Raw genomic sequence first — 23199 nt, forward strand, 5'->3', positions numbered from 1 at the left:
ATTGAGTTAAATATCCAGTCCAATAATTTTTGATCTATGAATTCAAAGGTTTTTAGTTACAACAATTAATGATCAATCTATTAAAGGTATAAGTCTTATTTTAAAAGAAATTGGTAAATTTGCACGACTAGAAGCAGAGGTCAGAGATAACACATATTATGAGCCAACAATAATAAATAATTAATATCTTCAACTTAAAATAAGACCTAAAAGAATCACTCCCTAATGTCACAACCGATTGAATATTCGCTTATGTGGAACCACAAGAAAATAAGTTAGATGAGGCAAGATTGTATATTAAACAAGCTTACTTTACAGAGTAATTACTTTATGTAAATAACTGGGAAGATGCACGCTCAAAATTCAGTCAAACTTCAGTGATGGAAATTGCTAGAAATTGCGCTAAAGAATTATCACCAAATGCCAAAAATCAGGAATTAACATCAGAAATACACAAACGGGAAGAGGTGAAAAGACTTAGGGATTTATGTCAACGACATAAGTCCGCTGAACCAGGACAAGGAGAAGACTTACTGATAACAGTCCCTTTGCGGAACTTAGCTACTAATTTTATAGATAAATCACTTCATATAGTATCAATTGGAGCTAAAGGCGCTGGAAAAACTTTTAACTATATACAGTTATCACGTTTTAAATAATGGGAAAGTTTTCTGAATTCTATTGATAGTAGAACTAAGGAAACTGAGACGAAAACATATATATTTCCTTAAGGAAAATGCTAAAACTGTTATCACAGAATCCAGAATTCAACTTAGAGCAGATTTAGGTAATAATGTTCTTGAGTTTGTGCATTGAGAGTATACAGATAGGATTAAAAAGGAACTTGAAGAGCAAAATTGGAATGAACCAAAATGGACAGAATTCTGGGTTGATGAAATTGCCATAGCTATAGGTATTAATCCAAATTTAGATACTCCTAATACTCTTGGTACCATAAATCAAGATTTAAAAAATAAAGGATTAAAAATAATCTTTTTGTTTGACGGGTTAGAAGATATTTTTACTGAAATTGCCTCTAGTAATCAACAGCAGACTGCCTTAAAATCTTTGACTGATGATTTGCCAGAAAAATTGTCAGAAATTAGGCAATCTAATCTTGTTGTAATAATTTTCTTGCGTCGTGATTTTCTAAGGTATACGATTACTCAAAATCTTAGTCAATTTGAGAATCTTTACCGTGCTTATGATTTATCTTGGAATCAAGATTCTTTCAGGAGTTAGGCAACTGGCACAGGCAATGGGTGAATATAGTACATCGGTATTAAATAAATCGCATACCGAAAGCTTTATGAACTCATAAGAAGTAGCTGCAACAGGAAACATTGTTCAAATATTCATGAGAAAATAGGTAGGAGATTGTATTAGATAAATGTTCCTGACGGTAATGAGATTTACTAAACTTGATTACTGCCAATACTTATGAACTAGTTAAATTAATTATACAATTACTAATTTAGCAGAGCATTTAGAAAGTATTAGCCATGATGCAATTAACTTTTATTTAAAAACCGAAAAGTTAACATCTCGTTTACTATGGGATAAGGTGAAAGAGGTAGTAGAAGGTGATGGTAATTGGTACATCATATTTGATGGTAGTGTTTTAGACAAAAGATATTCTGAAGAAATAGAGATAGTGAGGAGACAATATAGTGGTAATGAACATGGCATACTCCAAAGAATTGGTGTAGTCAGTTGTGTATATGTGAATCCTAAATTTCAAAGATTTGGGGTAATAGATTACCGCATTTTTAATCCTGATGTGGATGGTAAAACCAAGATAGACCATGTGAAAGATATGCTGCAAAACCTGGTGTATCATCAGCTTTTCCTCTTTGATAGGGTTTTGATGGACACATGGTATGCAGTAAACAGTTTCATGCTGTATATTGATAGATTAGACGAAATTTATTATTACCCTTTAAAAAAGAATCGGTTAGTTGATGATACATTTGCCAAAGGAAAAGATAAACCTATTGAATTATGACAATGGAGTACTGAAGAGTTAGAATGTGGTATAATTATAAAAATTAAAGGGTTTCCCGCTCAGAAAAAAGTGAAACTATTCCGGGTTGCTGTTTCTACCAACAGAACGGATTATGTCGCTACTAAGGATTTATCTCAAAGTTCTACGAATGTTGTACAAGAGGTGTGTAAAATTCGTTGAAAAGTCGAGGAGTTTCACCGAGAGATTAAACAAATAAGTGGCATTGAATCTTGTCAATGTCGTAAAGCTAGGCTTCAAGGAGATCATATTGCTTGTGCAATGTTGGTTTGGATTAGATTAAAGAATTTAGCCTATCAAACTGGTCAAACTGTTTATCAAAACAAGCATAGATTCCTTTCTAATTATTTAATTCAGCAACTAAAACGCCCAAGTCTTCCTATGTGCTTGGTTGAGTTCAATTGTTCCGTGCCAGGGCTACATCCCGCCCGCTATTTGTGCCAGTTACGTAAGTCCTGTCTTTCTTGAAACTAGTTTATTGGATTCGTAGCGAATCTAATGTGATAGGTGCAGAAAAAGATAGTATTTACAGTCTAAGTAAAGAGAATCTCATAGATGAATTAGAGAAGCTATGGGGTAAGACACTAGGGATAGATAAGTCTAAAGAAGCCTACACAGCTTCTTGGGTATTTGCAGCTTTGACAGATTTTAATGGCAGACTTCAAGCCAGAGATATTGTCCGTTTATTATAAAATGCAGCGGATATTACAGTAAATAGAGCTAAAGAAGTACATTTTGAAAAATGGTCTACAAGCCGACTCTTACCTCCTCCAGCAATTCGCAGCGCTCTGAAACCATGTAGTGAAAAAAAAGTGAGAGAAGCTAAAGAAGAATATCTAGCTTTCAAAACATGGGTAGAAGATACACTTCGTAACTATCATCCGATTTAACGGATAATTCCCTTTGCTGTAGAAGATTTTGACATGGATTAAAAAACAGTAACATTATTAGAAGAAATGGGAGTGATTAATGAAGATAAACACAAAGAGGAAATTAAGCTATTTTATATTCCTGAAATTTTCCGATAAGGGTTAGGTTTTTCAAGTCAAGGTGCGCGACCTAGAATAGTAGCGTTGAAGCGTAGGGTATTAGGGAAAGAGATTTTGTAATTATCTTTCTTTTTTCTATTTTAACTGATAATCCTTTCAGGTCTAACATTAGACCTCTTGCAAAATTGTTTCTGTGGTATGATAGAGAGTTTTAGATCTTATGTATTTTTGGTGTTCTTTGGGCTGGCTAATTCAAACATAACTCTGTAACTCTAACGTTTGGCTAAAACAAATACAACTCCCATTATAACATAAAATTAATTCTGCAAGAGGTCTATTATAGGAGGTGTGATTGTGGCTATTGCTCAAACCAATCCGCCAATCCTGGCTTCAGAAGTGACAAAAACTCACTTCAGTCCAGATGAGTATCGAGCTATGGAAGAAACTGCCTCGCCTAATAACGTCACGAATACTACAACGGAGAGGTTATTACTATGCCTGGAGGTTCAGAAGTTTATAGTGCTGTACTAGTAATATAGTAATTCATTTGGGATTTTTACTCACAAATACAGATTATCCAAGCACAAATTGACACAATTCTAGAAGAGTATCTTGATGAAATTTATCCATTAATCAAAGAATTTACAGATCAAAAGAATAGCTCACAAAAATGAATTTTATCCAAGTTAAAACAGATAGAGGTCCAAGGTCATATAGATTATTTTGTAAATTGTAATAACTATTTATACAAAGAAGAATCAAATGAGCAATCATCATCATTTTCAACAAGGAGCATTTTCTTTAGTAAGTTACTATATAACAAGGAGGTTTTAAAAGTTCTTACTGATGTCTTAGAATTTCGAAATCACGGAATTTAAAAAGGGGATTTCTTGTCAGCTATCACCCCTAAATTACCACCACAAAAATTCCAAATTAATTAAAATCCATAGTCTCCACAAACTCTAAAATATTCTGCTTGATGTCCTCAGCTTCATCTAAAATAGAACCAGGACTATCACCGTTAAAAAAGGTACGCTGACTGCTAACTATATACAAAAATTTTCCATTGATAAAAGCTAATAACCCGCGATAAGCATCTAATCTGTTGGCATTACCATTATTTTCTTGTTTAGAAATTGTTGAACCTTTAGGCATATCAACTAATACATAATAATATCCCTTTAAAGTATCTTGCAGATATTCTGTGTATTTGATTTCTGCACCTTGAACATTGGTAAAAATGGCTTGTGGTAGATACTTTTTAATGAGAGTAGAGTGGAGGTATTTTTCCTGTCCTTGAGATTCGATTTCCTCTAAATACTCTGGAGGGAGAGGATAATAATCAATTCTCAGTAAAGTTCCGACATCATCAGAAAAGCCAACTATTCCTTCTTGACTTTGAATTGTTCCCCCCTGTTCTGAGGTAACTGGAATGGGAACAACAAAATTACCTAAAGGTGATTGATATACTTGCTGACCAAATTCATCTAAGATTACTGTTTCGTATTCTTGGGGTGCATATTCTTCTTCTGTTTCTTCTATTGCGGCTATTACCTCTTTGATAATTTCTTCGGCTTCTATATCTTCTAATTCTAAGGCTTGCTGTAGTTGTTTGAGATAAGGTTGTTTTTGTGTGGGAATAGTCAGGTTTTGATCGTCTAATAGCATGATGACGCCAGCAGCAAAGCCATCTAATACTATTTCATCGGAAAGGCTGGCGTTGGCGGTATTAAATAATGTTCCTAATCCCTCATCCTGGGCGATCGCTACTAGTCTATCAACTATTTCTAGCATTTCCTCTTCTGAGTATTCGTCAAAAACCTCAAATTCCCACAGTATATCCGCTAAACTTTCAGCATCTAAGTCTTCAATGGAAGAATCAACTATAGCAGTAATTACTGCTATAGCCGCTACTGCCTCTTCTGGACTCAGTGATTCTTCTGAAGTTTCTGTGGAATTGAAAATTTTATCATACTTTGTCATAATTGCTATCTCCATCAATGCTTTTTTAGTAAAAACCGATTATAAACAGTAACAATTGTTAGTTTAGCAACATCAGGGGCCTTCTCTGGATGTTATCGCCGTCAGCAGTCAATAGTTGGCTTTTAACAGTCCTGATCTAATCGGTAGTCAATAATTTCAGCTTCTCCTCATGATCTTGGTAACTTCCTTAGAAGCGGTGGTGGTCTAACCTAGATGTTCTCACACAAGTATGGGGAAAATTACTTGTTTGGTTTAGCAATACACGCTTCAATATCTTCTGCTCTGCGTAATAATAGAGACTTTGCCTGCAATTGCCAACCCCATTTCTGAATTCTAAAAGCTGCAACAGTACCAACTATGGCTGCTAACAAACATATAGGCTGATTGAGAGAAATGCCAAATAACAAACCCAAAGCTGCAATTCCCCAAAATAGTAAGGCTGCTGCTTGTCTTTGCACTTCTAGAATTTCTGCAATTTTATTAGATGGTATTGTAGCTAATAATTCTTCTTTAATTTGCCTCTGTTCCGCTAAAGATATGGATAAACCGATCTTCCTGCGTAATTTTTCCATCTTCCGAGCATCAGTGCTGTACTTAGTTAGCTCATCTTCTAGCATTGTTAACAGTCGTTCTAATTGTGACATCGTGCATTCTATCCTTTTTATTGATCTAGAGTTATTATCTCGAATAATTGTTAATTTTTATTGACTAAGATGAAATGACCAATTTTTTAGAAAGAGAACGCTTAATTATTCGCAGTTGGATACCAGATCAACACACTGAACAACTCTTTGCAATTTATAATGATAATGATCCTGAAGTTATTTATTTTCTTGGTAGTGCTGCTCGTGCTTTGAGTATTAGAGACGCCTGAAAATGTAGAAAGGAGTATGTGTCTGGCTTTCCATAGTATTAAGATGAGGAAAGAGCCAAGGAAAGAATCAGGGTTGGGAATAGTAACTGATAGTTCCTACCCATGAATATGTTGATGACAAATTCATAACTGACCTCATATCCATAAGATTTATGAAATGGGCAAAACTAATGAACTAATTCCTAATGTGACTAAACCACAAATAGTTAGTAAGAATTACTTGTGAGTAAATTGGGGAATCTAGGGGAAATCTTTGTTGAGGTACCCGGGATATTTTTACAAGTCTAATGACCTGTTCAACAAAAATACAAAAGTACCCTTGGTGGAAAACTCTTTGTTTCCTGCCTTTTGTTCTGAGTGACCATGGCATAATCGCTATTATGTTTTCCTACCTGTTCAAGGAGACTAGCAGGCAAAACATCTCGCAATATCTCTAGCTAGTAATAAAATGTGTCCTTTACTTCCGTTTTGTCTGGATATACCGAAATGCAAACCTAAAACCTCAAATGTTGGCATTTTCCTCCAATAGAACAAGCATAGACATACCTGTTATTTTATCTCTAGTTTCCCTTTCCCCCCTCCTCCTTTCTGATTTATACCTATGTTTTTACTTTCTATGTCACCTTGAAGTTTTTTATGCTACATCTCAGTTCGGGCTAACAAGTCTTGAAACTGATGGTTAGTTATTCCCAGTATTTGTTTTCTACGATGTGGATATTCTTGAATATAATTTAGTAGATTTTTCCTTTTGATACACCCTCAAAATTCCCTTCTACCATTTTTTTGACACCAGGCTAATTTTCCGGACAGGTCTTTTGATGTTTCCTCCATATCTCCATATTTGATTAATCTGTCCACTATCTAATTTTCTCTTTTCTTTTTTATTCTTCTTATTATTTATCTTATCGGGTATGTCCTCTATGCGTATTTCAGGGATTCTTAAGTTTCCATTAGCACCTATACAATCTAACATATTATTTATACTATGTATGTCGGTATTCAATGATTTCTTGGAATGAACGGAAATCAGTGGGAGTACAACACTTTTTTTCATGAACATTACTTTAAGACCACATTCAACGGCGTAAAATAATAATAAGCGATGGGCATTGGTACGAGGTATAGGTGTTTTGTGATAAGCAGATATGTTTCTTAGGCAAGCTTTCTCCATTTCCTTGTCTGTAAAAGCTATTTTTGCCATTACATTAAAGTATTTTATTCCCTGTAATTAATATTTTACCCAAATATATTACGTTAAAATCGATCCACCCATTAACCGGGCATACCTATACTTCAACTCCTCTTCCATCAACGGCCAACGCGCCAAACTTACGTCCATATCAATCACCTTCTCTGCTGCTTGTCGCGCTAACAGCAAAACATCCTCATCTTCCACTAAACTAGCCAAAGTAAAATCTGCTATCCCTGATTGACGAGTTCCCATCACTTCTCCAGGCCCCCGAAAACGCATATCCATTTCCGAGATAAAAAACCCATCCTGAGACTGTTCCAATACCTTCAATCGTTGTTGAGCATCTGCACTTCTGGAACTACTCATTAATAAACAGTAAGATTGCGCTGCACCTCTACCCACACGCCCCCGTAATTGATGCAACTGCGATAAACCAAATCTTTCCGCGTGCTCAATTAGTATCAACGTAGCATTTGGCACATCTACACCAACTTCAACTACAGTAGTAGAAACTAATATCTGCGTTTCATTATCCCGAAATTTGGTAATTGCTTCGTCTTTCTCCGCTGAAGTCATACGTCCATGCAATAACCCAACTTGAAAATCAGGAAAAACGCTTTCTTGTAATTTTTTATGTTCATCTACAGCCGATCGTAAATCCAGCTTTTCTGACTCTTCCACCAACGGTAAAACCACGTATACTTGTCTACCTTGGACAACTTCTCGCCGCATTAAATCGTAAGCTTGGTGTCGTTGCTGACCTATTAACAAAGTTGTTTGAATTTGTTGTCTACCTGGTGGTAATTCATCAATTTGACTAACATCTAAATCACCATGTACTGTTAAAGCTAATGTCCTGGGAATTGGAGTCGCAGTCATGGTTAAAACATGAGGTTGTTCACCTTTTTGTCGTAATTTCGCTCTTTGTTCCACCCCAAACCGATGCTGTTCATCAATGACAACTAAACCCAATTGTTGGAAATTGACTTTATCTTGAATTAAGGCGTGAGTTCCTACTAATAAAGGTAGTTCACCTGTTTCTAACTGAGAATGAATTTCTCGTCTTTTCGGTGTTTTTGTTGAACCTGTTAATAATTCAACAGGCAAATGTAGTAAGTTAAACCAACTCACTAACTTCCTATAGTGTTGTTCTGCTAATACTTCCGTTGGAGCCATCAAGGCTGCTTGATAACCAGATTGAATAGCGGCTAAAATAGCAACCACAGCCACGACTGTTTTACCTGAACCCACATCACCCTGAATTAAACGATTCATCGGTGTAGGTTTTTGTAAGTCGTTGAGTATGTCATTGATAACTCTTTGTTGAGCTTTGGTAAGTTTAAAAGGAAGAATTTCGTTAAATTGTTCTAATAATTTGCCCTTTGGTGCAAGGACGGCACTGGTTTGAATTTCTTTAGCTTTTCGCTGACGTTGCAATAAACCTAGTTGGAGATAGAAAAATTCATCAAAAACTAAACGACGGCGGGCAGTTTTTAAAGTGTCGCTATCTTCAGGAAAATGAATATTGGCGATCCCATCCTTCAATTCCATCAAACCATACTTTTGCCGCAAACCTCCAGGTAAAGGGTCTTTCAAATTTACCGCAGCAGGTAAAGCTGCAATTACAGCTTGTCTCACTGTATTTGCCATCACTCCCTCAGTCAAAGCATAAATCGGCACAACCCGTCCAATAGTTAGCGAATTAATGGCATCTCCTGGATTTGCCAACACTTCCAACTCTGGGTTATCCAGGGTTAAACCATATTTACTAGCTTTAACCAAACCACAAGCCGCTATCACACTATCCACAGCATAACGGCGTTTTAAACTTTCCTGCCAAGCACGACTACTAAATCGCGCCCCAGCATAAAAACGAGCAACTTTAATTTGGCCTGTATTATCTTTGAGCATCAATTCTAAAATTGATAACTTCTTATTTTTAGGGCTAGTAAAACAGTTACAACGCTTCACTGTTGCTATTATAGTTACTGTTTCACCCCCCTGCAATTCTTGAATATTCACCTGACGTGCATAATCAATATGATCACGAGGATAGTAAAACAATAAATCACGGACAGTTAATAAATCCAAACGCGCCAAGTTTTCAGCTTTTCTAATACCAATTTCTGCTATATCGCTGAGTTTTTGCTCAATTTTGGGACCGAGTCGCCGACTAACTTCAGCAACGATTGGGGTTGTGGGATTTTGGCCTTTGCTTGGGTATATTCTCCCCTGCTCCCTTTCGCTTTTCTGGTCTACCTCCTCCAGATCTGTTTGTAATTGGTAGAGATATCTTCTGACTTCTGCTACTAAGTGCTGTCTGACTTGTACTTCCCAATTTGGATATTCATCAAATTGCATTGCTATTTGGTGCCAGTGCGATCGCTCTTTTGGTGGCAAACCTGGGGGGAATTTCCCAAAAGTCAAACTTAGAAATTCACTGAAGCGATATTGCTTACCCACCAAATCTGTAAAGCCATGTTCAGCCTCTACAGCCAAGGCCTTATGCAATCTGATCCAATCGGGCTTTTCATTAGTCATTAGTCATTAGTTATTAGTCATTGGTCAGTAGTGATTAGTAAAAACCTCTTCCCTCTCAACTGTAATCTATTGCCTACAGCTAGTCCTCAAACCAACTAGCACGCCAGGCAGCTTCCGCTTCTGCAACTTTTAGTTCTCGTTGCTTTTTTTGATAATCTCGTCCCAACTTACTCAACTGTAGTAAAGTATTACGGACTTGCTTACGCCCTGACAAGAGTGTGGTATCAGCAAATTCAATTTCTCCCAGTCGCAAGTTAATAGTCATCAGTTGCGTCAAACGAGAATCTTCTAATTCCTTCTCACTACTGATTTCTATAACTATGTTTAATAGGTTGGGTGGTCCTGGTATCATCTCACCAGAAGCTTCTGAGGCTGAGGCTGAGGCTGCTAACATTGGTTCTGGTAATTTGTTGGGTAAAATCCCAGCCTTTTGAAACAAAACATTAGCATCATGGGAAATTCTTTTCAGCGTCTCCTGAATTCCTGCTTCCAAGTCCTGATGCCATTCAGCCACTTCTACAGGGTTGGAAGGGCCGAAATATTTTGGATTTTGGATTTTGGATTTTAGTGTAGCAGCTGCCGTATTAGTGGTTTCTACCGATGGAGAACTGCTTAAGCTGAAGGGATTATTTTCACTTTCGTCAATTTCCTGGGATTCCTCAATTTCACCATGTTCTTCATTGGTCTCATTTTCCTCAGATACCTGAGTTGCCTCTCCCTGAATATAAACAAGCAGCTGTTCAGCGCCTTTTTGGCCTAATTTACGAATGCCTTGTTGTAATTTTTGCTGCTGATTCAGTGACAACTTCAGAAACTTGTCAGGATATCCCTGAGTACAAAGGTGATAAGCTGCGAAAGTCAACTGTTTTTGTAAGGATTTGCCCAGGATATTTAAATAACTAACATAATTGCTGTGGAGTTCAGTGGCTATCCCTCTAATCGCCTCTTTTAGGATTGTAATATCCTGTTCTATTCGTTCAATTGCTCTGGCCATATCTTCTCGTTATTTTCCATCTGAACCAATACAAAAATGTTAACAATTGCTCACTCCAAATCTCTGCCACATTTAAAAACACAGGACTTGAGATTTCCAATTACCTCTAGTACCGCTGTGAATTCAAAATAGTGGTTCCAGCAGGCTGCACCAACAAAATTCAAAATAGTTGGTTGATTTACGCCGTACTGTACTAGTGTACTGAATTCCAATAAAATACAGGCCAGCAAACCTTGCTAGACCTGTTATTTCAGTAATAATTACTCAAAAGCTGATAGTCAAAAGCCTTTAGTTAATTGTTAATTATAAATGTATAACAACTGACCAATGATTAATGACTAAATAACTAATGACTAAATTACTTAGCGCCCATTTGAGCAGCAACTTCTTCAGCAAAGCTAATCTCTTGCTTTTCAATGCCTTCACCTAGTACATAGCGTACAAAGCGATGCACTTGGATATCTTCACCTACTTTAGACTTAACTTGCTTCACCAACTCTTCCACCGAGATACTTTGGTCACGGATATAAGGTTGATCCAACAAAGTCATTTCTTTAAGGCGTTTGTCAATTCGTCCTTGAACAATTTTTTCTTTAATGTTCTCTGGTTTCTTACCCAAATCATCCTTACCCATTTCGATGTCTTTTTCTTTTGTGACAACTTCAGCAGGGATTTGGTCTATGCTGACATACTCGACATTAGGACAAGCCGCAACTTGCATAGCTGTATTTCTAGCCAAGCTCTGGAAATCTTCATTACCAATAGCTGACTGAGTTTGGGCATTGAGTTCAACCAAAACACCTACTCGACCACCAGTATGAATGTAGCTGTCCACTATACCTGATACCCCTGGTGCTGGAGAAAAATTAACAAAGCGACGCACCTGAATATTTTCACCCAGGGTAGCAATTACTTGTTTGATAAATTGTTCTACAGTCACGCTGGTATCTTCAATATAAGGTTGAGCCAACAAGGACTCTACACTATCAGCTGTTGCAGCTTGTTTTGCCAGGTTCTTGACTAAAGATTTAAAAGCCTCGTTACGGGCAACAAAATCTGTTTGGCAGTTGAGTTCTATCAGTACACCCACCTGAGCATCAGGCTGAATGTAGGTGTCTACTAGGCCTTCTGCTGCGATGCGATCGCTTGCTTTATCTGCCTTGGCAATACCTTTTTTACGCAGCCAGTCTATAGCTTCGTCAATATTGCCTTCAGTTTCTTTCAACGCCTTTTTGCAGTCCATCATGCCAGCACCGGTTTTTTGGCGTAGCTCTTGGACGAGTTTTGCAGATATTTCCGCCATGTTGCCTCAATTCCTAACTTGACCTAGAGTTGTGATCGCTCACGGGTGTTGAGTATTTCTATCTTACTCAGGGCTAGTGAAGAAAAGCGATGAAGTTTCATAGGCTATTCTTCGGAAGGCGTATTGCCATACACCCTTACTAACTTCTGCTTATTCTTCTTCTTCCTCGTCCGGAATCAGCGTATCAGTGTACTCACTTTCATCGTAATCGTAATCGTCTTCAGCGCCTTCGTAATCTTCGTAATCTCCTTCTGCTTCCAGCTGACCATGACGGCCTTCATAAATAGCATCTGCTAATTTGCCGACAATCAACTTAATTGATCTGATTGCGTCGTCATTTGCTGGAATGGGAATATCTACTACATCTGGGTCACAGTTTGTATCCAACATGGACACAATAGGAATACCCAATTTTTCGCATTCTTGAACTGCGTTATACTCCCGACGTTGGTCAACAATAATCACCACATCAGGTACTTTCCGCATATTTTTAATGCCACCCAAGTACTTTTGCAGCTTCGTCATTTCCCGACGCAGCATTGACCCTTCCTTCTTGGGTAATAAATCTAGTGCGCCGTTTTCTTCCCGACGTTCTAAATCTTTGAGACGTTCTGCTCTCGTTTTGATAGTAGCCCAGTTAGTGAGCATTCCACCTAACCAACGTTGGTTAATGTAGTGAGAACCACAACGGGCAGCTTCTTGAGCAATAATCCCTGCTGCTTGGCGCTTTGTGCCAACGAACAAGAATTTCTTCCCTTGCTCTGCTTGCGATCGCATATAGTTGTAGGCATTATCCATCAACTGGGCAGTTTGCACCAAGTCGATAATATGTACACCATTGCGGGAAGTGTAGATGTAAGGAGACATCTTTGGGTTCCAACGTCGGGTTTGATGCCCAAAGTGAACACCTGACTCCATCATCTGAGCCAGAGAAACGACTGCCATATTTTGTTACTCCTATTCGGGTTAAACCTCCACCCAGGTGCATTTCCATAACAGAAACACCCGAATTCCCGGATGTGCGGAATTTTAGACAACTATACTAGGGTAGCACAAATATGTTTAATTTTTAGGTCAAGCCGAACTCTGCCGAACTCTTTCGCAATAAATCAATTAATCTGGTCGCGGTTATAGTTGATTACTAAGCGAGAGTTTTCTTCTTCAGACCCATTTGTTAGCCATTCGATCGGTTGTTCTCCTTCAATTTTATCAGGATTTACCCAAGCAATATTCCTGAGTTCATCGATTTTAACAGACGCTTCACTAAAAAATTTTCTAGTGGTATTATAATCAAGTGATATAACAATTTTATCTGTTGCCATTCCTGCTTATTATAAACATAAGTGTTTTGTCATTTCTTCAATTCTTTTATTACTCACGCTTCCAGCAATCTTTTCTACTTGAGTCCATAAACTATCATTTATTGATATTGTCAGATACTTCCACCTTCTCTTTGCTACCATTTGTTTATCGTCGCCAAGTGAGTGCAAATTTTGATTGATGTTTATCCCATTCTTCTTTTATAGATGGTGTCATCACAACTTGGTGGTAGATATATAAAACTGGGAAGAGAAATTGACGACAGTGAACTGATTTTGGATAATTAGCTCCCTCATCACCAGCATAACGAGCCACGGAAGCATCAATTACCAAACGTTTAGAATTTACTTTAGCTCCCATGTATACCTTGCATTGAACGAGCTTCCGCAGGACTCAAATAACGGTTTTGTAGTTGTACAGATACATCACCAAAATCCTCTGGCCAATCTCCAAAAGTGCCAGTTTAATCTAAATCAGCACTGAAGATTTGTTTCACCTACTGCTAAATCTCTACCATTTTGATAAGCTTCTGTAATTGCTTCTACAACATAAGAGCATAAGCTAGGATTATCATTTAGTAACTTTAAGATATATCATTTTTGATTTCTAATAGTTGCTAAGCAACTCCGACTGCGTTTATCTGGTTGAGATTCCCACTTCAATGAATGATCAAGTAAAAGGGAGGATCCACTATTGGAAGATACACAAGTGATAGGAGAATATAAGGATAAACAAGTGTGGATTAGCAACCCTGAATCAGGATAAAAAAGAACGGCTCAAAGCCTGCTGATAAGAATAGGTAACATTGTTATATGAAGAAGCAGACAAAAGTCAGATAACAGACTTGGAAGGCATAGAAAAAACAGTAAGGAGTCAAATATTAGAAGTGGTAAGTCCAGAAATAGCCCTTTTTTTATTGAAGGAACAAGCGGAAGGAAAGTAGGTAAAACCAGGAAAGTCAAAACCTTGGTAGGAGAGGAGAACTAAAACTAAAAGCTAAATAGTTGCAGAGACTGGGTTTGAAGCCAAGAAGTCGATTAAGTCCATTACTTCAAAAGTGCTGCTTGAGGCTATCAGCTAAGGAATCATATCAACAAGCAGAAGTTGAAATTGAGGCATTAACAGGAGTAAAATTTGGCTATAGGAGGCAACAAAAACTAGTTGTGGAACAAGATTGGGAGCTACCACAAGGAAAACAAGCTGTCTGTGAAGTGAGCATGGATGGTGGAAAAGTACGACTAGGGGGTAAACCACAACCAGGCTGGTACTGGCGAGACTATAAAACCCTTCGTCTACAAGGAATTTATGATGGCGTATTTTTTGATAACAACCAATCATAAGTTGATTATGTTAATAGCCAGTCTTTGGTTAACCCCCTTGTGTGTTTGGGGGATGGTCATGATGGAGTTTGGAATTTAGTTAAAGAGTTTGGAACTGAAAAATTCAAACCTTTGGAAATTTTAGATTGGTATCACCTCAAAGAGAATCTTTATCAAATTAGTGGTTCTTTAAAGCGTCTCCAAGCTGTTGGGAGTTTATTGTGGTAAGGTCAGATAGAGCCGATTCAACCTTTATTTAATAATTGTCGAGGCAAACAAGTTAAGAAGTGTTTCGACATAGGCGAAAAACATCCCACTGGCATTATTAACTACACCTACTACCAAGCTAAACAACTGTGTTCTATTGGTTCTGGATCTGTCGAATCTGCTATTCAACAGATTGGAGCAAGGATTAAAATTTCTGGCCCACAGTGGAATGTTGAAAGTGTCTACCAAATCCTTTCCCCTCCTTGTGCTTATCTCAATGGTTTACTTCCTATTTGAGTCTTTCTGCTAAAACTCGATCCTCCCAAGTAAAATCCCCAGACGATTTCTCAATTCTTGACATTCCCTTCTCCCCAAAGATAAAATCTCCTCAAACAAATTTATAATATCAAGCTGATTCCATTGTTGATGGAGTAACACATTAACCTGTTGTTGAGTCCGAGCATAAAAATAAAAATCCCTTTCATAAAGATTTTCACCTTCTTGTAACTGTGCCTCTTCAATTTGCGGTGTTTGCATAATCAAACCCTGCTCATTTGTATGATTTTATTATATCGTTCTTGCCTCTGAGCTTTTGCTCCTCTGCGACTTTGCGCGAAAAAATTATTGGTCTTGAATCTCAGCATAAGCCTGATAAACACCCTTCACATTATACCAATTCAAAAAAATCCGCGCAATTTCCAATGCCAACTGTGGCTTACCAAAATTAATTAACCACTGCAAAAATGGAGCCATCCTTTTTTCATTCAAAAACCCATTTAAAGAAAGAATTCCCCAAAATAAACGATGAAACCAAGTCATTTGAATCATCATTTTTACTTCCCAAGTCGGATGTTTTTGATAGAACAAAACTCCCATCCTTCCCCGTTGAATTTCTTGATCAATTAATTTAGTTATTTGTTGTAAACTAAATGCTGGATGCCAATGATAACCAACAGCTTCAGGACATTTAATCAAATGTAAACCTAAATTCTTTAATCTCACACCTAACTCTAAATCTTCCCACCCATAAAGTTGAAACCCAGTATCAAATAAACCTGCTTTTTCTAACCAATGTTTGGGAATAGCCACATTACCCGTAGCAAAAAAAGCCGCAGAGAAATCTGTGATTTTATAAGGTTCTGAAGTAGGATTTTCAAAATTACAGGTATTAATTACAGCACCATAGGTAAAAAAGCTGTCGCTTCCTAATTTCTCTCTTCCTTGTATTAAAGCATCTGTATGAGCTTCCAAGAAATTAGACAGAACCACCAAATCACTATCAATAAAAATAATCATGTCTCCCAGTGCTTGTTCTACTCCCAAATTTCGCGCCGCAGCAGGTCCAGCATGATCTTGTTCAAAACAACGTACATGAGGAAACTCTTCTTTATGTTGTGCTAACCAGTTCAAAGTCTGATCAGTAGAACCATCATCGACCAAAACCACCTCATAACCTTGAATAAGGTTATCATCTCTCAATTGCTGTGACTCCAAAGCACGCAGGCATTTTTGCAAAATCGGTAGGCGATTATAAGTTGGAATTACAACACTAAAAAACACAGTTTCACCCAAAATGCAATTACTTATATTCTTAGAATATGACAAATATTACCAGGTCACGGTTTCTTGATTTGGAATTGAGAATTTTTAATTAGATGCCTGTTGCATCATGAAAATATATACTGTCTAGTCAGATATAATAATGACTCATTGTTTGTTTTCCCAACTGGAGAAACTGATGGGTCGCGCCAAAAAGGTTGTATTAGCATATTCTGGTGGAGTTGATACTTCTGTTTGCATACCCTACTTGAAAAAAGAGTGGGGAGTTGAAGAGGTAATTACCCTAGCAGCAGATTTAGGTCAGGGAGATGAATTAGAACTAGTGCGAGAAAAAGCTCTCAAATCTGGTGCAAGTGAATCCCTGGTAGCGGATGTCAAAAAGAGTTTCGTGACAGAGTATGCATTTCCCGCAATTCAAGCCAATGCTCTGTATGAAAATCGCTATCCTCTAGGAACAGCCCTAGCTAGACCTTTAATTGCTCAGATTCTGGTAGAAACAGCTCAAAAATACGGTGCTGATGCGATCGCTCACGGTTGCACAGGTAAAGGTAACGACCAAGTACGTTTTGATGTTTCCTGTACAGCCCTCAATCCCAATCTGAAAATTCTTGCCCCAGCTAGAGAATGGGGAATGAGTCGAGAACAAACCATAGCTTACGGTGAACAATTTGGTATTCCTGCACCCGTGAAAAAATCCTCTCCCTTCAGTATAGATAAAAACCTGCTTGGTCGCAGTATTGAAGCTGGTACGTTGGAAGATCCAGCAAATGAGCCACCAGAAGAAATCTATGAAATGACCAAAGCCATAGCAGATACTCCTAAGGAACCAGAATATCTAGAAATTGGCTTCCAAAGAGGTATTCCTACGACCATCAACGGTACGTCTAAAAACCCTGTTGAATTAATTGAACAACTCAATCAAATCATAGGAAATCACGGTATTGGGCGGATTGACATCATTGAAAACCGCTTAGTAGGTATCAAATCACGGGAAATCTACGAATCACCTGCAATGGTAGTTCTCATCAACGCCCACCGCGATTTAGAAAGCCTGACCTTAACAGCAGATGTTACTCAGTATAAACGGGGCATTGAAGAAACTTACACCAAAATTGTATACAACGGACTTTGGTACAGCCCTCTCAAAGCTGCCTTAGATGCCTTTATTCAACAAACACAAGAGCAAGTTTCTGGTGTTGTGCGGTTAAAACTTTTCAAAGGTAATGCCACCATAGTTGGTCGCTGGAGTGATAATTCCCTTTACACTCCTGATTTAGCAACCTACGGAGCAGAAGATCAATTCAATCACAAAGCTGCAGAAGGGTTTATCTACGTTTGGGGTCTACCTACCCGCATTTGGGCGCAGAGCAACAAATAAAAAGCTGGGGAGCAGGGGAGAATATTTTTCTCCCCTGCTCCCCAGTGCCCAGTCCCTAGTCCCCAGTTTGATGCTTAACTTGGCGGGATTCCCACCAAATAGGCACAACAATCACAACCACTAGAATAAGTAACGCCAAAATAGCAAATTGACTTACCCAAGCAACTAATTGTTCTAGGGAAACAATTCTGCCAGCAAAGAAAGCTAACGTTACCATTACACCAGCCCAGGCAGTTGCCCCTGCTAAATTATATACCAAGAATTTCCCAAATGGCATTTCAGCTATACCAGCAAGTGGCGATGCAAAAATCCTCAGTAAGGCGAAAAAGCGACCAAAAAATACAGCTTTAGCAGCATTTTCACTAAATTGATCTTTAATACTTAATAGTCGTGCTTCAGATATGCGGAATATCTTTCCAACTTGTAGTAGGAAAGGCCAACCACCAACCCTACCAATCCAATAACCGCAATTACCGCCAATTACAGCACCTGTAACAGCGTCACCCAGAACAAGCCAGTAATTAAGTTCATCACTACCAGCTAAGAAACCTCCTACTAGAGTCACAGTTTCACCGGGAAGAGGAATGCCCAAATTCTCTAGCACAATCCCCAGAAAAATTGCCCAATAACCGTAGGATTGAGCAAAATCTTGGATGTTTTCTAGTGAAATTAGCTCAAAAGACATCCAGCACCGCCGACTTTACAAATTTTTACGTTTAGTATATCTTGGCTTGTTTATGGTGAGAGTGTCAATCAAAATGCGACAAAAAATCATTTTTTTTCTGTTTGCTCTGCACTACTCAGATTTTCTTATAAAAAAGTTATAAAAATATATAAAAGTTATAAAAATTTCAGAATAGTTAAATTCCCTACCGAAATACTGAAGCATTAATGCTTATACTCGATTTATCTATCAAAAATTATACGTTGTCATTTCTGTATCAGATCGTATCAACTATAATTGCATTAAGTCCCGAAGAATCGGGTGAAAACAGTAATTACACTGTTATAACTTAATCAGTAGTGATGTAATATCCCTTCTTTTAAGGTTTCAAATGCCCAGTTCAACTACCCAGTTAAATTTATGACTCTTACACAAGAACGCCAGGTTATTTTGTTCAAACCACAAGCAAGTATAGACTTAGAAGTTGGTACGGCCTTGAGCAAAGAGATGGCTGGAGTAACCCCCCTGCCTAACCAGCTTTGGGTTATTGATCTAGCAGAAGTTGATTTTATGGATAGTTCTGGTTTAGTTCCTCTTGTTCAAGCACTAAAAACGGTGCGTCAAATAGGTTGTCGTTTGGTTCTTTGCAATGTCCATGCTCCTGTAAGATTAATTTTGGAACTTACTCATCTAGATTCAGTGTTTGAGATAGTTAACAATTACGAAGACATATTTTCTAGCTTCAATGAGCAAAGTCTGGTAAAAGCAGGCTAAATCCCGATTTTTCTCAGAAAAAATTAGCCAGGTTAAACAACATCTTTGATTTTTTCACTTTGTTAGCAAATTACCCAATATGATTACCCTTTAAATTCTGGATCTAGGAAGCTAAATCTCTATTTGACCTAAAAAACCTCTAGTAACATGCCGAATTCAAAATTCAAAATGACTATGATGTCAGGTTTTGAACAATTTTAAATGGGTGGTTTATTTACGCCGTGCCGTACTAGGGTAACTAGAGATTTAGCAACTAGGTTTTAAAAATGCAACTAATAACATTCAAAATTGAAAAAATTAAAAATTGTTTGCGTCAGGGATACAAAATATCATTTCAAACCTCTTGTTCCCTGTCGTAAATTTAGGCATTTTGAGGAGCAGATATACTGCTTTGTCCAGATATAGAACTAGAGAAATTTGGTAAGTCTATACCACTATGACTTGCGTGCCGTGTTTTTAGTGCTAACCGATAACTTACACTTTGTAGTTCAGCTTGTAGTTGGCGATTTTCTCGCTGTAGCATTGCTACTTTATCTCTCACTGGAGTCATCCTTTCCTCAAATTTCCGACGGTAAATTTGCGGTAATTCTTGGACTACTTGCTCCAACATGCGACTACGATCAGTGAGTTCTTGAACTGATTGTCGCAATTGGTAAATTTCCGAGTCACGAGATGTAATTTGCTCTTGATAGAAAGTTACTTGCTGTTCGACAGCTTGAAGTTGTTCTCTTAAAGCTTCTAATTGACTTAAATCGCACTGGGTTTCAGACCGTTGAGGGATAAAACTGGTATTTCCCTTTACCAAACGGAACAGTTCTTGAGATAACTGTTGCACTAATTGGTCTCTAAGTTGCAACTCTTGACGCAACTGGGATACTTCAGTTGATATAGCTTGGATATTGGGGGTGTCAGATTGGCTCACAGTGGCTTACATCTCTTAAGTATGATTGCGATAATAGTCTGTAAAATAAATTCATGATTTATGCTGAACTGTTTTTTCCTATACATGATAAGTTAGGGCAAAAACACTTACTCCACTATTTTATGAAAAACATACCGCAATTAAGAGAAATTGACAACTGTTCAAATATGCAAATTTATTTAAAAATTACTGATAATTGGCGTTTGAAGTGTTAAATGTTACTGTATAGCAACCAATATGCCTGTGATAGAAAAAATATTGGTAGGCTTTTAGTGAGGAATTATTAAGGAATTCCCCACTTAGCAGTTTTTAGGCTGTTACAGCTTCTTTAGCTGTTTTATCTTCACGCACTACTTGCTTAGTTGTCATGTAGCGAATTACTTCTTCACTAAGTCTCATCGCACGTTCTACGGGTGTGATCGCAGTTGCTAGGGCTGTATAGTTAAATTGGATGTAGATGCCGTCACGATGCCGATTGATTTCATAAGCAAGACGACGTTTACCTCGATTTTGAATTTCGATATTCTGAGCGCCTTGCTCAGTTAATAAGTTCTGATATTTAGCAACAGCTTGCTCTACTTGCTCATCTCCCAAATCAGGACGGAGAATGTACATTGTCTCGTAAACGGTCGTCATATATTTCTAGTCACCTTATGGACAAAAAGGCTGCTGATGCTACTGTATACAGGTATTATCTAAACACTGGTGGTACAAATTAACATCTGAAGCAACAAGGAATACTATATTAACACAATTAACAGCAAGATAAACTTTGATGCTAGTTTTAATCCCTGGAGTTCTGGAGTTAAACGTCTTGAACTCTGGCCTCTAAACGTAGTTCCCAAGGTACTTAGTCTGGTCAGATCAGGGCTTTTCAAGCTCCCGCCTTTAGGCTTGGGGTTTTTGATGGAATTTTCAGCATTTATCCTATAATCTTACCAGTTTTCAATTTAAATCATTAAGCCAAATCAACCGAAATTTGGATCTTTTAAGGATATTCATCAAGGTTATGGCGCAACGCTATGTGCGAGTTAAGAGTCAAGAAGGCACAATTTACTATGGGTTGCTGCAACTATCATTCAACGTGGAAGTTCTAGATGCTCCACCTTGGTTGGATGGTCAACCCAGTGATTTAATTTTGGAACCAGACAAATACCAAATTCTGGCTCCTTGTTCTCCTTCCAAAATTGTGGGGGTAGGTAAGAATTATGCCGACCATGCAGCAGAGATGGGAACTTCTGTACCTGCTGAACCATTGATATTCTTCAAACCGCCTACATCTGTAATTGCTTCGGAAAGAGAAATTAAGTATCCTCCGCAGTCGCAAAGAGTAGACTATGAAGGCGAGTTAGCATTGGTAATCGGCGAGCGCACCTGTGACTGTACACCAGAAGAAGCCCAAACCAAAATTTGGGGTTACACCATAGCCAATGATGTCACAGCCAGGGATTTACAAAAAAAAGATGCTCAATGGACACGAGCCAAAAGTTTTGATACATTCTGTCCTTTAGGCCCTTGGATTGTCCGAGAATTAAATCCAGGAGCCAGATTGCAGACCTTTTTAAATGACGACCCCCATCCAGTCCAATCTGCCTGTATTGATCAGATGGTTTTCTCGCCAGATTTTTTAGTGTCTTATATTAGTCAAGTGATGACACTATTACCTGGGGATGTCGTGCTAACAGGTACACCATTTGGAGTGGGGCCATTAAACCTAGGCGATCTCGTTCGAGTAGAAATAGAAGGTATTGGTCGCCTAGAAAATAGTGTGATAACCCGTTAACCTCTAACGCACTTGCAGATAAACAGCATCAGAGATTGCTGGAATTTCCGCATAGCGTCCCATCAGAGACTGGAACACAGAATAAACAACAGATGCCACAATACCTAAAAATATAGTATTGGCCAGAGTTTCTATGGCAAAACCAGTACCAGGAATCGGAGTTAAAATTCGCAGTAGAATGGAACATAAAAATATCACAATATCTAAAAGAATTGCCTGCATTGTGTTAAAACGAATGAAATGACTAACTTTTTCGTTTCTCACCACCAAGATGAACAAGGCAAAAAACACAATTATTTGACCAATTTGCCCTAGACCAGCGTAAATTTTTTGCACTGGTTGCAGTGGTAGAAGCAGAATTGCCAATACAGGAAACTGTTGAAGCAAAGAGCTACTAAAGACCAGACTGTCAATTAAAGGTAGCAAATATGGCAAACAAGCGAAAATTCGGTCAGGAACAGTTATCGATCCGCGCCAAGACATAGTAAATTCTCCTATGGCTAAATTTCAATAGCTATTTGACCATAGGATAACGCAATTGCTTGATATTGCTAGAAAATTAGATTAATTTATATGGGCAATGCGAAAATCCATCACACACTCATACTATTCTGACCGCTGTTCAGCAAATTTCCGAATAGCTTGACCAAAGTGCAGTTGACCGCCATGCCAGCGAGGCTCTCCACTGTTACTAGCGAACACACAAGATTGGCAAACCTGCTCAGGAGTAAAGATTTAATCATCCATTAAAATGACTAGCATCCAAATACCTCCTCTAAATCCTCATTTCCGCCCACATTTTATCCCAGGGAGGATATGAGTATATACTGCAAGGGAGCTTTCAATCTGTGTGCTATCTGAACTTTGTCAATTTTGGTAATTTGCTGTGGACAAGAAAGCCAAGAAATCCACCTCCATTGATATTTATTTTTAGCATCAAGCTAGAAACGTAGCCAATAGCAAAAATTTGCTATTGGCTACGTTGATTCATTGTATATTATATTTTTCAGATATTCATTGTTGTTAGTCAGAATTAATACTGAGATTTTCATAATTGCTTATTTACAGGCAGAAGATAAAAAGCTAGTATCTGGTGTATAATTTAAACCACAAAAAAATATAGTCAAATATATTCAGATATAATCAATTGTGTTATACTAAGCAATACCGTCCCCAAAATAGGAGAAATAGGAGGGTGAGTTCATGATGCTTTAACCATTAACTCCCATTTCTTTGAGGCTTGTCAAAAACAATCAGTGTTAAAAATTCCTTCCAGGTTTCCTAGAAGTGTTTTTTAACGCATTAACTGCAGTATAAGGGTTTGAGATTCCAAACTAGCTTTTAAGCGAAACGCTTATGTGTGTTTAATTTCG

Annotated in this window: 23 protein-coding genes and 3 pseudogenes; 9 read left to right on the plus strand and 17 right to left on the minus strand. The window is 37.9% G+C overall.

Going from position 1 to position 23199, the window contains the following annotated elements; all coding sequences use genetic code 11:
- The first annotated feature begins 380 nt into the window (after positions 1–380).
- The 4 genes and pseudogenes from AAZO_RS35870 to AAZO_RS23230 all read left to right on the plus strand — a co-directional run bounded on the left by AAZO_RS35870 (position 381) and on the right by AAZO_RS23230 (position 2715).
- Positions 381–659, plus strand: a complete 279-nt coding sequence (locus tag AAZO_RS35870) for a hypothetical protein (RefSeq protein ID WP_187289561.1) — start codon at positions 381–383, stop codon at positions 657–659.
- 337 nt (positions 660–996) lie between these two features.
- On the plus strand, positions 997–1242 hold the full coding sequence (locus tag AAZO_RS35875) for a hypothetical protein (RefSeq protein WP_049790934.1): 246 nt from the start codon (positions 997–999) through the stop codon (positions 1240–1242).
- A 211-nt stretch (positions 1243–1453) separates the two neighbouring features.
- Positions 1454–2416: pseudogene (locus AAZO_RS23225) on the plus strand (IS701 family transposase); the annotation flags it as partial.
- A 71-nt stretch (positions 2417–2487) separates the two neighbouring features.
- Positions 2488–2715, plus strand: coding sequence for a hypothetical protein (locus tag AAZO_RS23230; protein ID WP_041641951.1), 228 nt, complete (start codon positions 2488–2490; stop codon positions 2713–2715).
- Positions 2716–3945: 1230 nt separating this feature from the next.
- On the opposite strand, the gene AAZO_RS23235 is transcribed toward AAZO_RS23230, so the two are convergent.
- Positions 3946–4995 (minus strand): tellurite resistance TerB family protein, encoded by a 1050-nt coding sequence (locus AAZO_RS23235; protein ID WP_013193028.1) that lies wholly within the window; start codon positions 4993–4995, stop codon positions 3946–3948.
- A 239-nt stretch (positions 4996–5234) separates the two neighbouring features.
- A complete protein-coding gene (locus tag AAZO_RS23240) occupies positions 5235–5639 on the minus strand; it encodes a hypothetical protein (protein WP_013193029.1) in 405 nt (134 codons plus the stop codon).
- A gap of 74 nt (positions 5640–5713) precedes the next feature.
- Here AAZO_RS23240 and AAZO_RS32990 point away from each other — a divergent pair, with 74 nt between their 5' ends.
- The gene (locus AAZO_RS32990; protein ID WP_187289562.1) at positions 5714–5869 is read left to right on the plus strand and encodes a hypothetical protein; all 156 of its coding nucleotides are present in this window, start codon (positions 5714–5716) and stop codon (positions 5867–5869) included.
- 405 nt (positions 5870–6274) lie between these two features.
- Here AAZO_RS32990 and AAZO_RS34500 read toward each other — a convergent pair.
- The 9 genes and pseudogenes from AAZO_RS34500 to AAZO_RS44315 form a co-directional block, all read right to left on the minus strand.
- Positions 6275–6406 (minus strand): annotated as a pseudogene (locus AAZO_RS34500) (transposase family protein); the annotation flags it as partial.
- 235 nt (positions 6407–6641) lie between these two features.
- Entirely contained in the window at positions 6642–7070 is a 429-nt protein-coding gene (locus AAZO_RS23245; protein ID WP_013193030.1) for a hypothetical protein, read from the minus strand.
- Positions 7071–7118: 48 nt separating this feature from the next.
- Positions 7119–9602 carry an ATP-dependent DNA helicase RecG gene (gene recG / locus AAZO_RS23250; protein WP_013193031.1) on the minus strand — a complete coding sequence of 828 codons (2484 nt, stop codon included), beginning with the start codon at positions 9600–9602 and terminating at the stop codon, positions 7119–7121.
- 79 nt (positions 9603–9681) lie between these two features.
- Positions 9682–10596 (minus strand): hypothetical protein, encoded by a 915-nt coding sequence (locus AAZO_RS23255; RefSeq protein WP_013193032.1) that lies wholly within the window; start codon positions 10594–10596, stop codon positions 9682–9684.
- Positions 10597–10954: 358 nt separating this feature from the next.
- Positions 10955–11899 (minus strand): translation elongation factor Ts, encoded by a 945-nt coding sequence (tsf, locus tag AAZO_RS23265; RefSeq protein ID WP_013193033.1) that lies wholly within the window; start codon positions 11897–11899, stop codon positions 10955–10957.
- 150 nt (positions 11900–12049) lie between these two features.
- The gene (rpsB, locus tag AAZO_RS23270; RefSeq protein ID WP_013193034.1) at positions 12050–12844 is read right to left on the minus strand and encodes a 30S ribosomal protein S2; all 795 of its coding nucleotides are present in this window, start codon (positions 12842–12844) and stop codon (positions 12050–12052) included.
- 164 nt (positions 12845–13008) lie between these two features.
- Positions 13009–13221, minus strand: coding sequence for a hypothetical protein (locus tag AAZO_RS40095; RefSeq protein WP_228371387.1), 213 nt, complete (start codon positions 13219–13221; stop codon positions 13009–13011).
- Positions 13222–13366: 145 nt separating this feature from the next.
- A complete protein-coding gene (locus tag AAZO_RS40100) occupies positions 13367–13579 on the minus strand; it encodes a hypothetical protein (RefSeq protein WP_228371388.1) in 213 nt (70 codons plus the stop codon).
- 113 nt (positions 13580–13692) lie between these two features.
- A complete protein-coding gene (locus tag AAZO_RS44315) occupies positions 13693–13809 on the minus strand; it encodes a DUF29 family protein (RefSeq protein ID WP_228371767.1) in 117 nt (38 codons plus the stop codon).
- Between the two features lie 161 nt (positions 13810–13970).
- Here AAZO_RS44315 and AAZO_RS23285 point away from each other — a divergent pair.
- Positions 13971–15042: pseudogene (locus AAZO_RS23285) on the plus strand (ISKra4 family transposase).
- Between the two features lie 9 nt (positions 15043–15051).
- Here the strand turns inward: AAZO_RS23285 and AAZO_RS23290 are convergent.
- Complete coding sequence (locus tag AAZO_RS23290) at positions 15052–15282, minus strand: DUF29 family protein (RefSeq protein WP_049790935.1); 231 nt, start codon at positions 15280–15282, stop codon at positions 15052–15054.
- An 84-nt stretch (positions 15283–15366) separates the two neighbouring features.
- Entirely contained in the window at positions 15367–16305 is a 939-nt protein-coding gene (locus AAZO_RS23295) for a glycosyltransferase family 2 protein (RefSeq protein ID WP_013193035.1), read from the minus strand.
- A 178-nt stretch (positions 16306–16483) separates the two neighbouring features.
- On the opposite strand from AAZO_RS23295, the gene AAZO_RS23300 reads away from it, so the two are divergent.
- Positions 16484–17683, plus strand: a complete 1200-nt coding sequence (locus AAZO_RS23300) for an argininosuccinate synthase (protein ID WP_013193036.1) — start codon at positions 16484–16486, stop codon at positions 17681–17683.
- 55 nt (positions 17684–17738) lie between these two features.
- Here AAZO_RS23300 and AAZO_RS23305 read toward each other — a convergent pair whose 3' ends face one another.
- Positions 17739–18368 (minus strand): DedA family protein, encoded by a 630-nt coding sequence (locus AAZO_RS23305; RefSeq protein ID WP_013193037.1) that lies wholly within the window; start codon positions 18366–18368, stop codon positions 17739–17741.
- A gap of 399 nt (positions 18369–18767) precedes the next feature.
- Here AAZO_RS23305 and AAZO_RS23310 point away from each other — a divergent pair, with 399 nt between their 5' ends.
- Positions 18768–19121 carry an STAS domain-containing protein gene (locus tag AAZO_RS23310; RefSeq protein WP_013193038.1) on the plus strand — a complete coding sequence of 118 codons (354 nt, stop codon included), beginning with the start codon at positions 18768–18770 and terminating at the stop codon, positions 19119–19121.
- A gap of 361 nt (positions 19122–19482) precedes the next feature.
- Here the strand turns inward: AAZO_RS23310 and AAZO_RS23315 are convergent, their stop codons facing one another.
- Positions 19483–20043 (minus strand): Npun_F5560 family protein, encoded by a 561-nt coding sequence (locus AAZO_RS23315; protein WP_013193039.1) that lies wholly within the window; start codon positions 20041–20043, stop codon positions 19483–19485.
- 309 nt (positions 20044–20352) lie between these two features.
- Positions 20353–20679, minus strand: coding sequence for a 30S ribosomal protein S6 (rpsF, locus tag AAZO_RS23320; protein ID WP_013193041.1), 327 nt, complete (start codon positions 20677–20679; stop codon positions 20353–20355).
- A 373-nt stretch (positions 20680–21052) separates the two neighbouring features.
- On the opposite strand from rpsF, the gene AAZO_RS23325 reads away from it, so the two are divergent.
- On the plus strand, positions 21053–21826 hold the full coding sequence (locus tag AAZO_RS23325) for a fumarylacetoacetate hydrolase family protein (RefSeq protein WP_013193042.1): 774 nt from the start codon (positions 21053–21055) through the stop codon (positions 21824–21826).
- A gap of 3 nt (positions 21827–21829) precedes the next feature.
- On the opposite strand, the gene AAZO_RS23330 is transcribed toward AAZO_RS23325, so the two are convergent.
- On the minus strand, positions 21830–22309 hold the full coding sequence (locus AAZO_RS23330) for a Tic20 family protein (RefSeq protein WP_013193043.1): 480 nt from the start codon (positions 22307–22309) through the stop codon (positions 21830–21832).
- Positions 22310–23199 lie beyond the last annotated feature (890 nt).

Origin of the sequence: 'Nostoc azollae' 0708, from assembly GCF_000196515.1 — a bacterium.
Taxonomy (GTDB): domain Bacteria; phylum Cyanobacteriota; class Cyanobacteriia; order Cyanobacteriales; family Nostocaceae; genus Trichormus_B; species Trichormus_B azollae.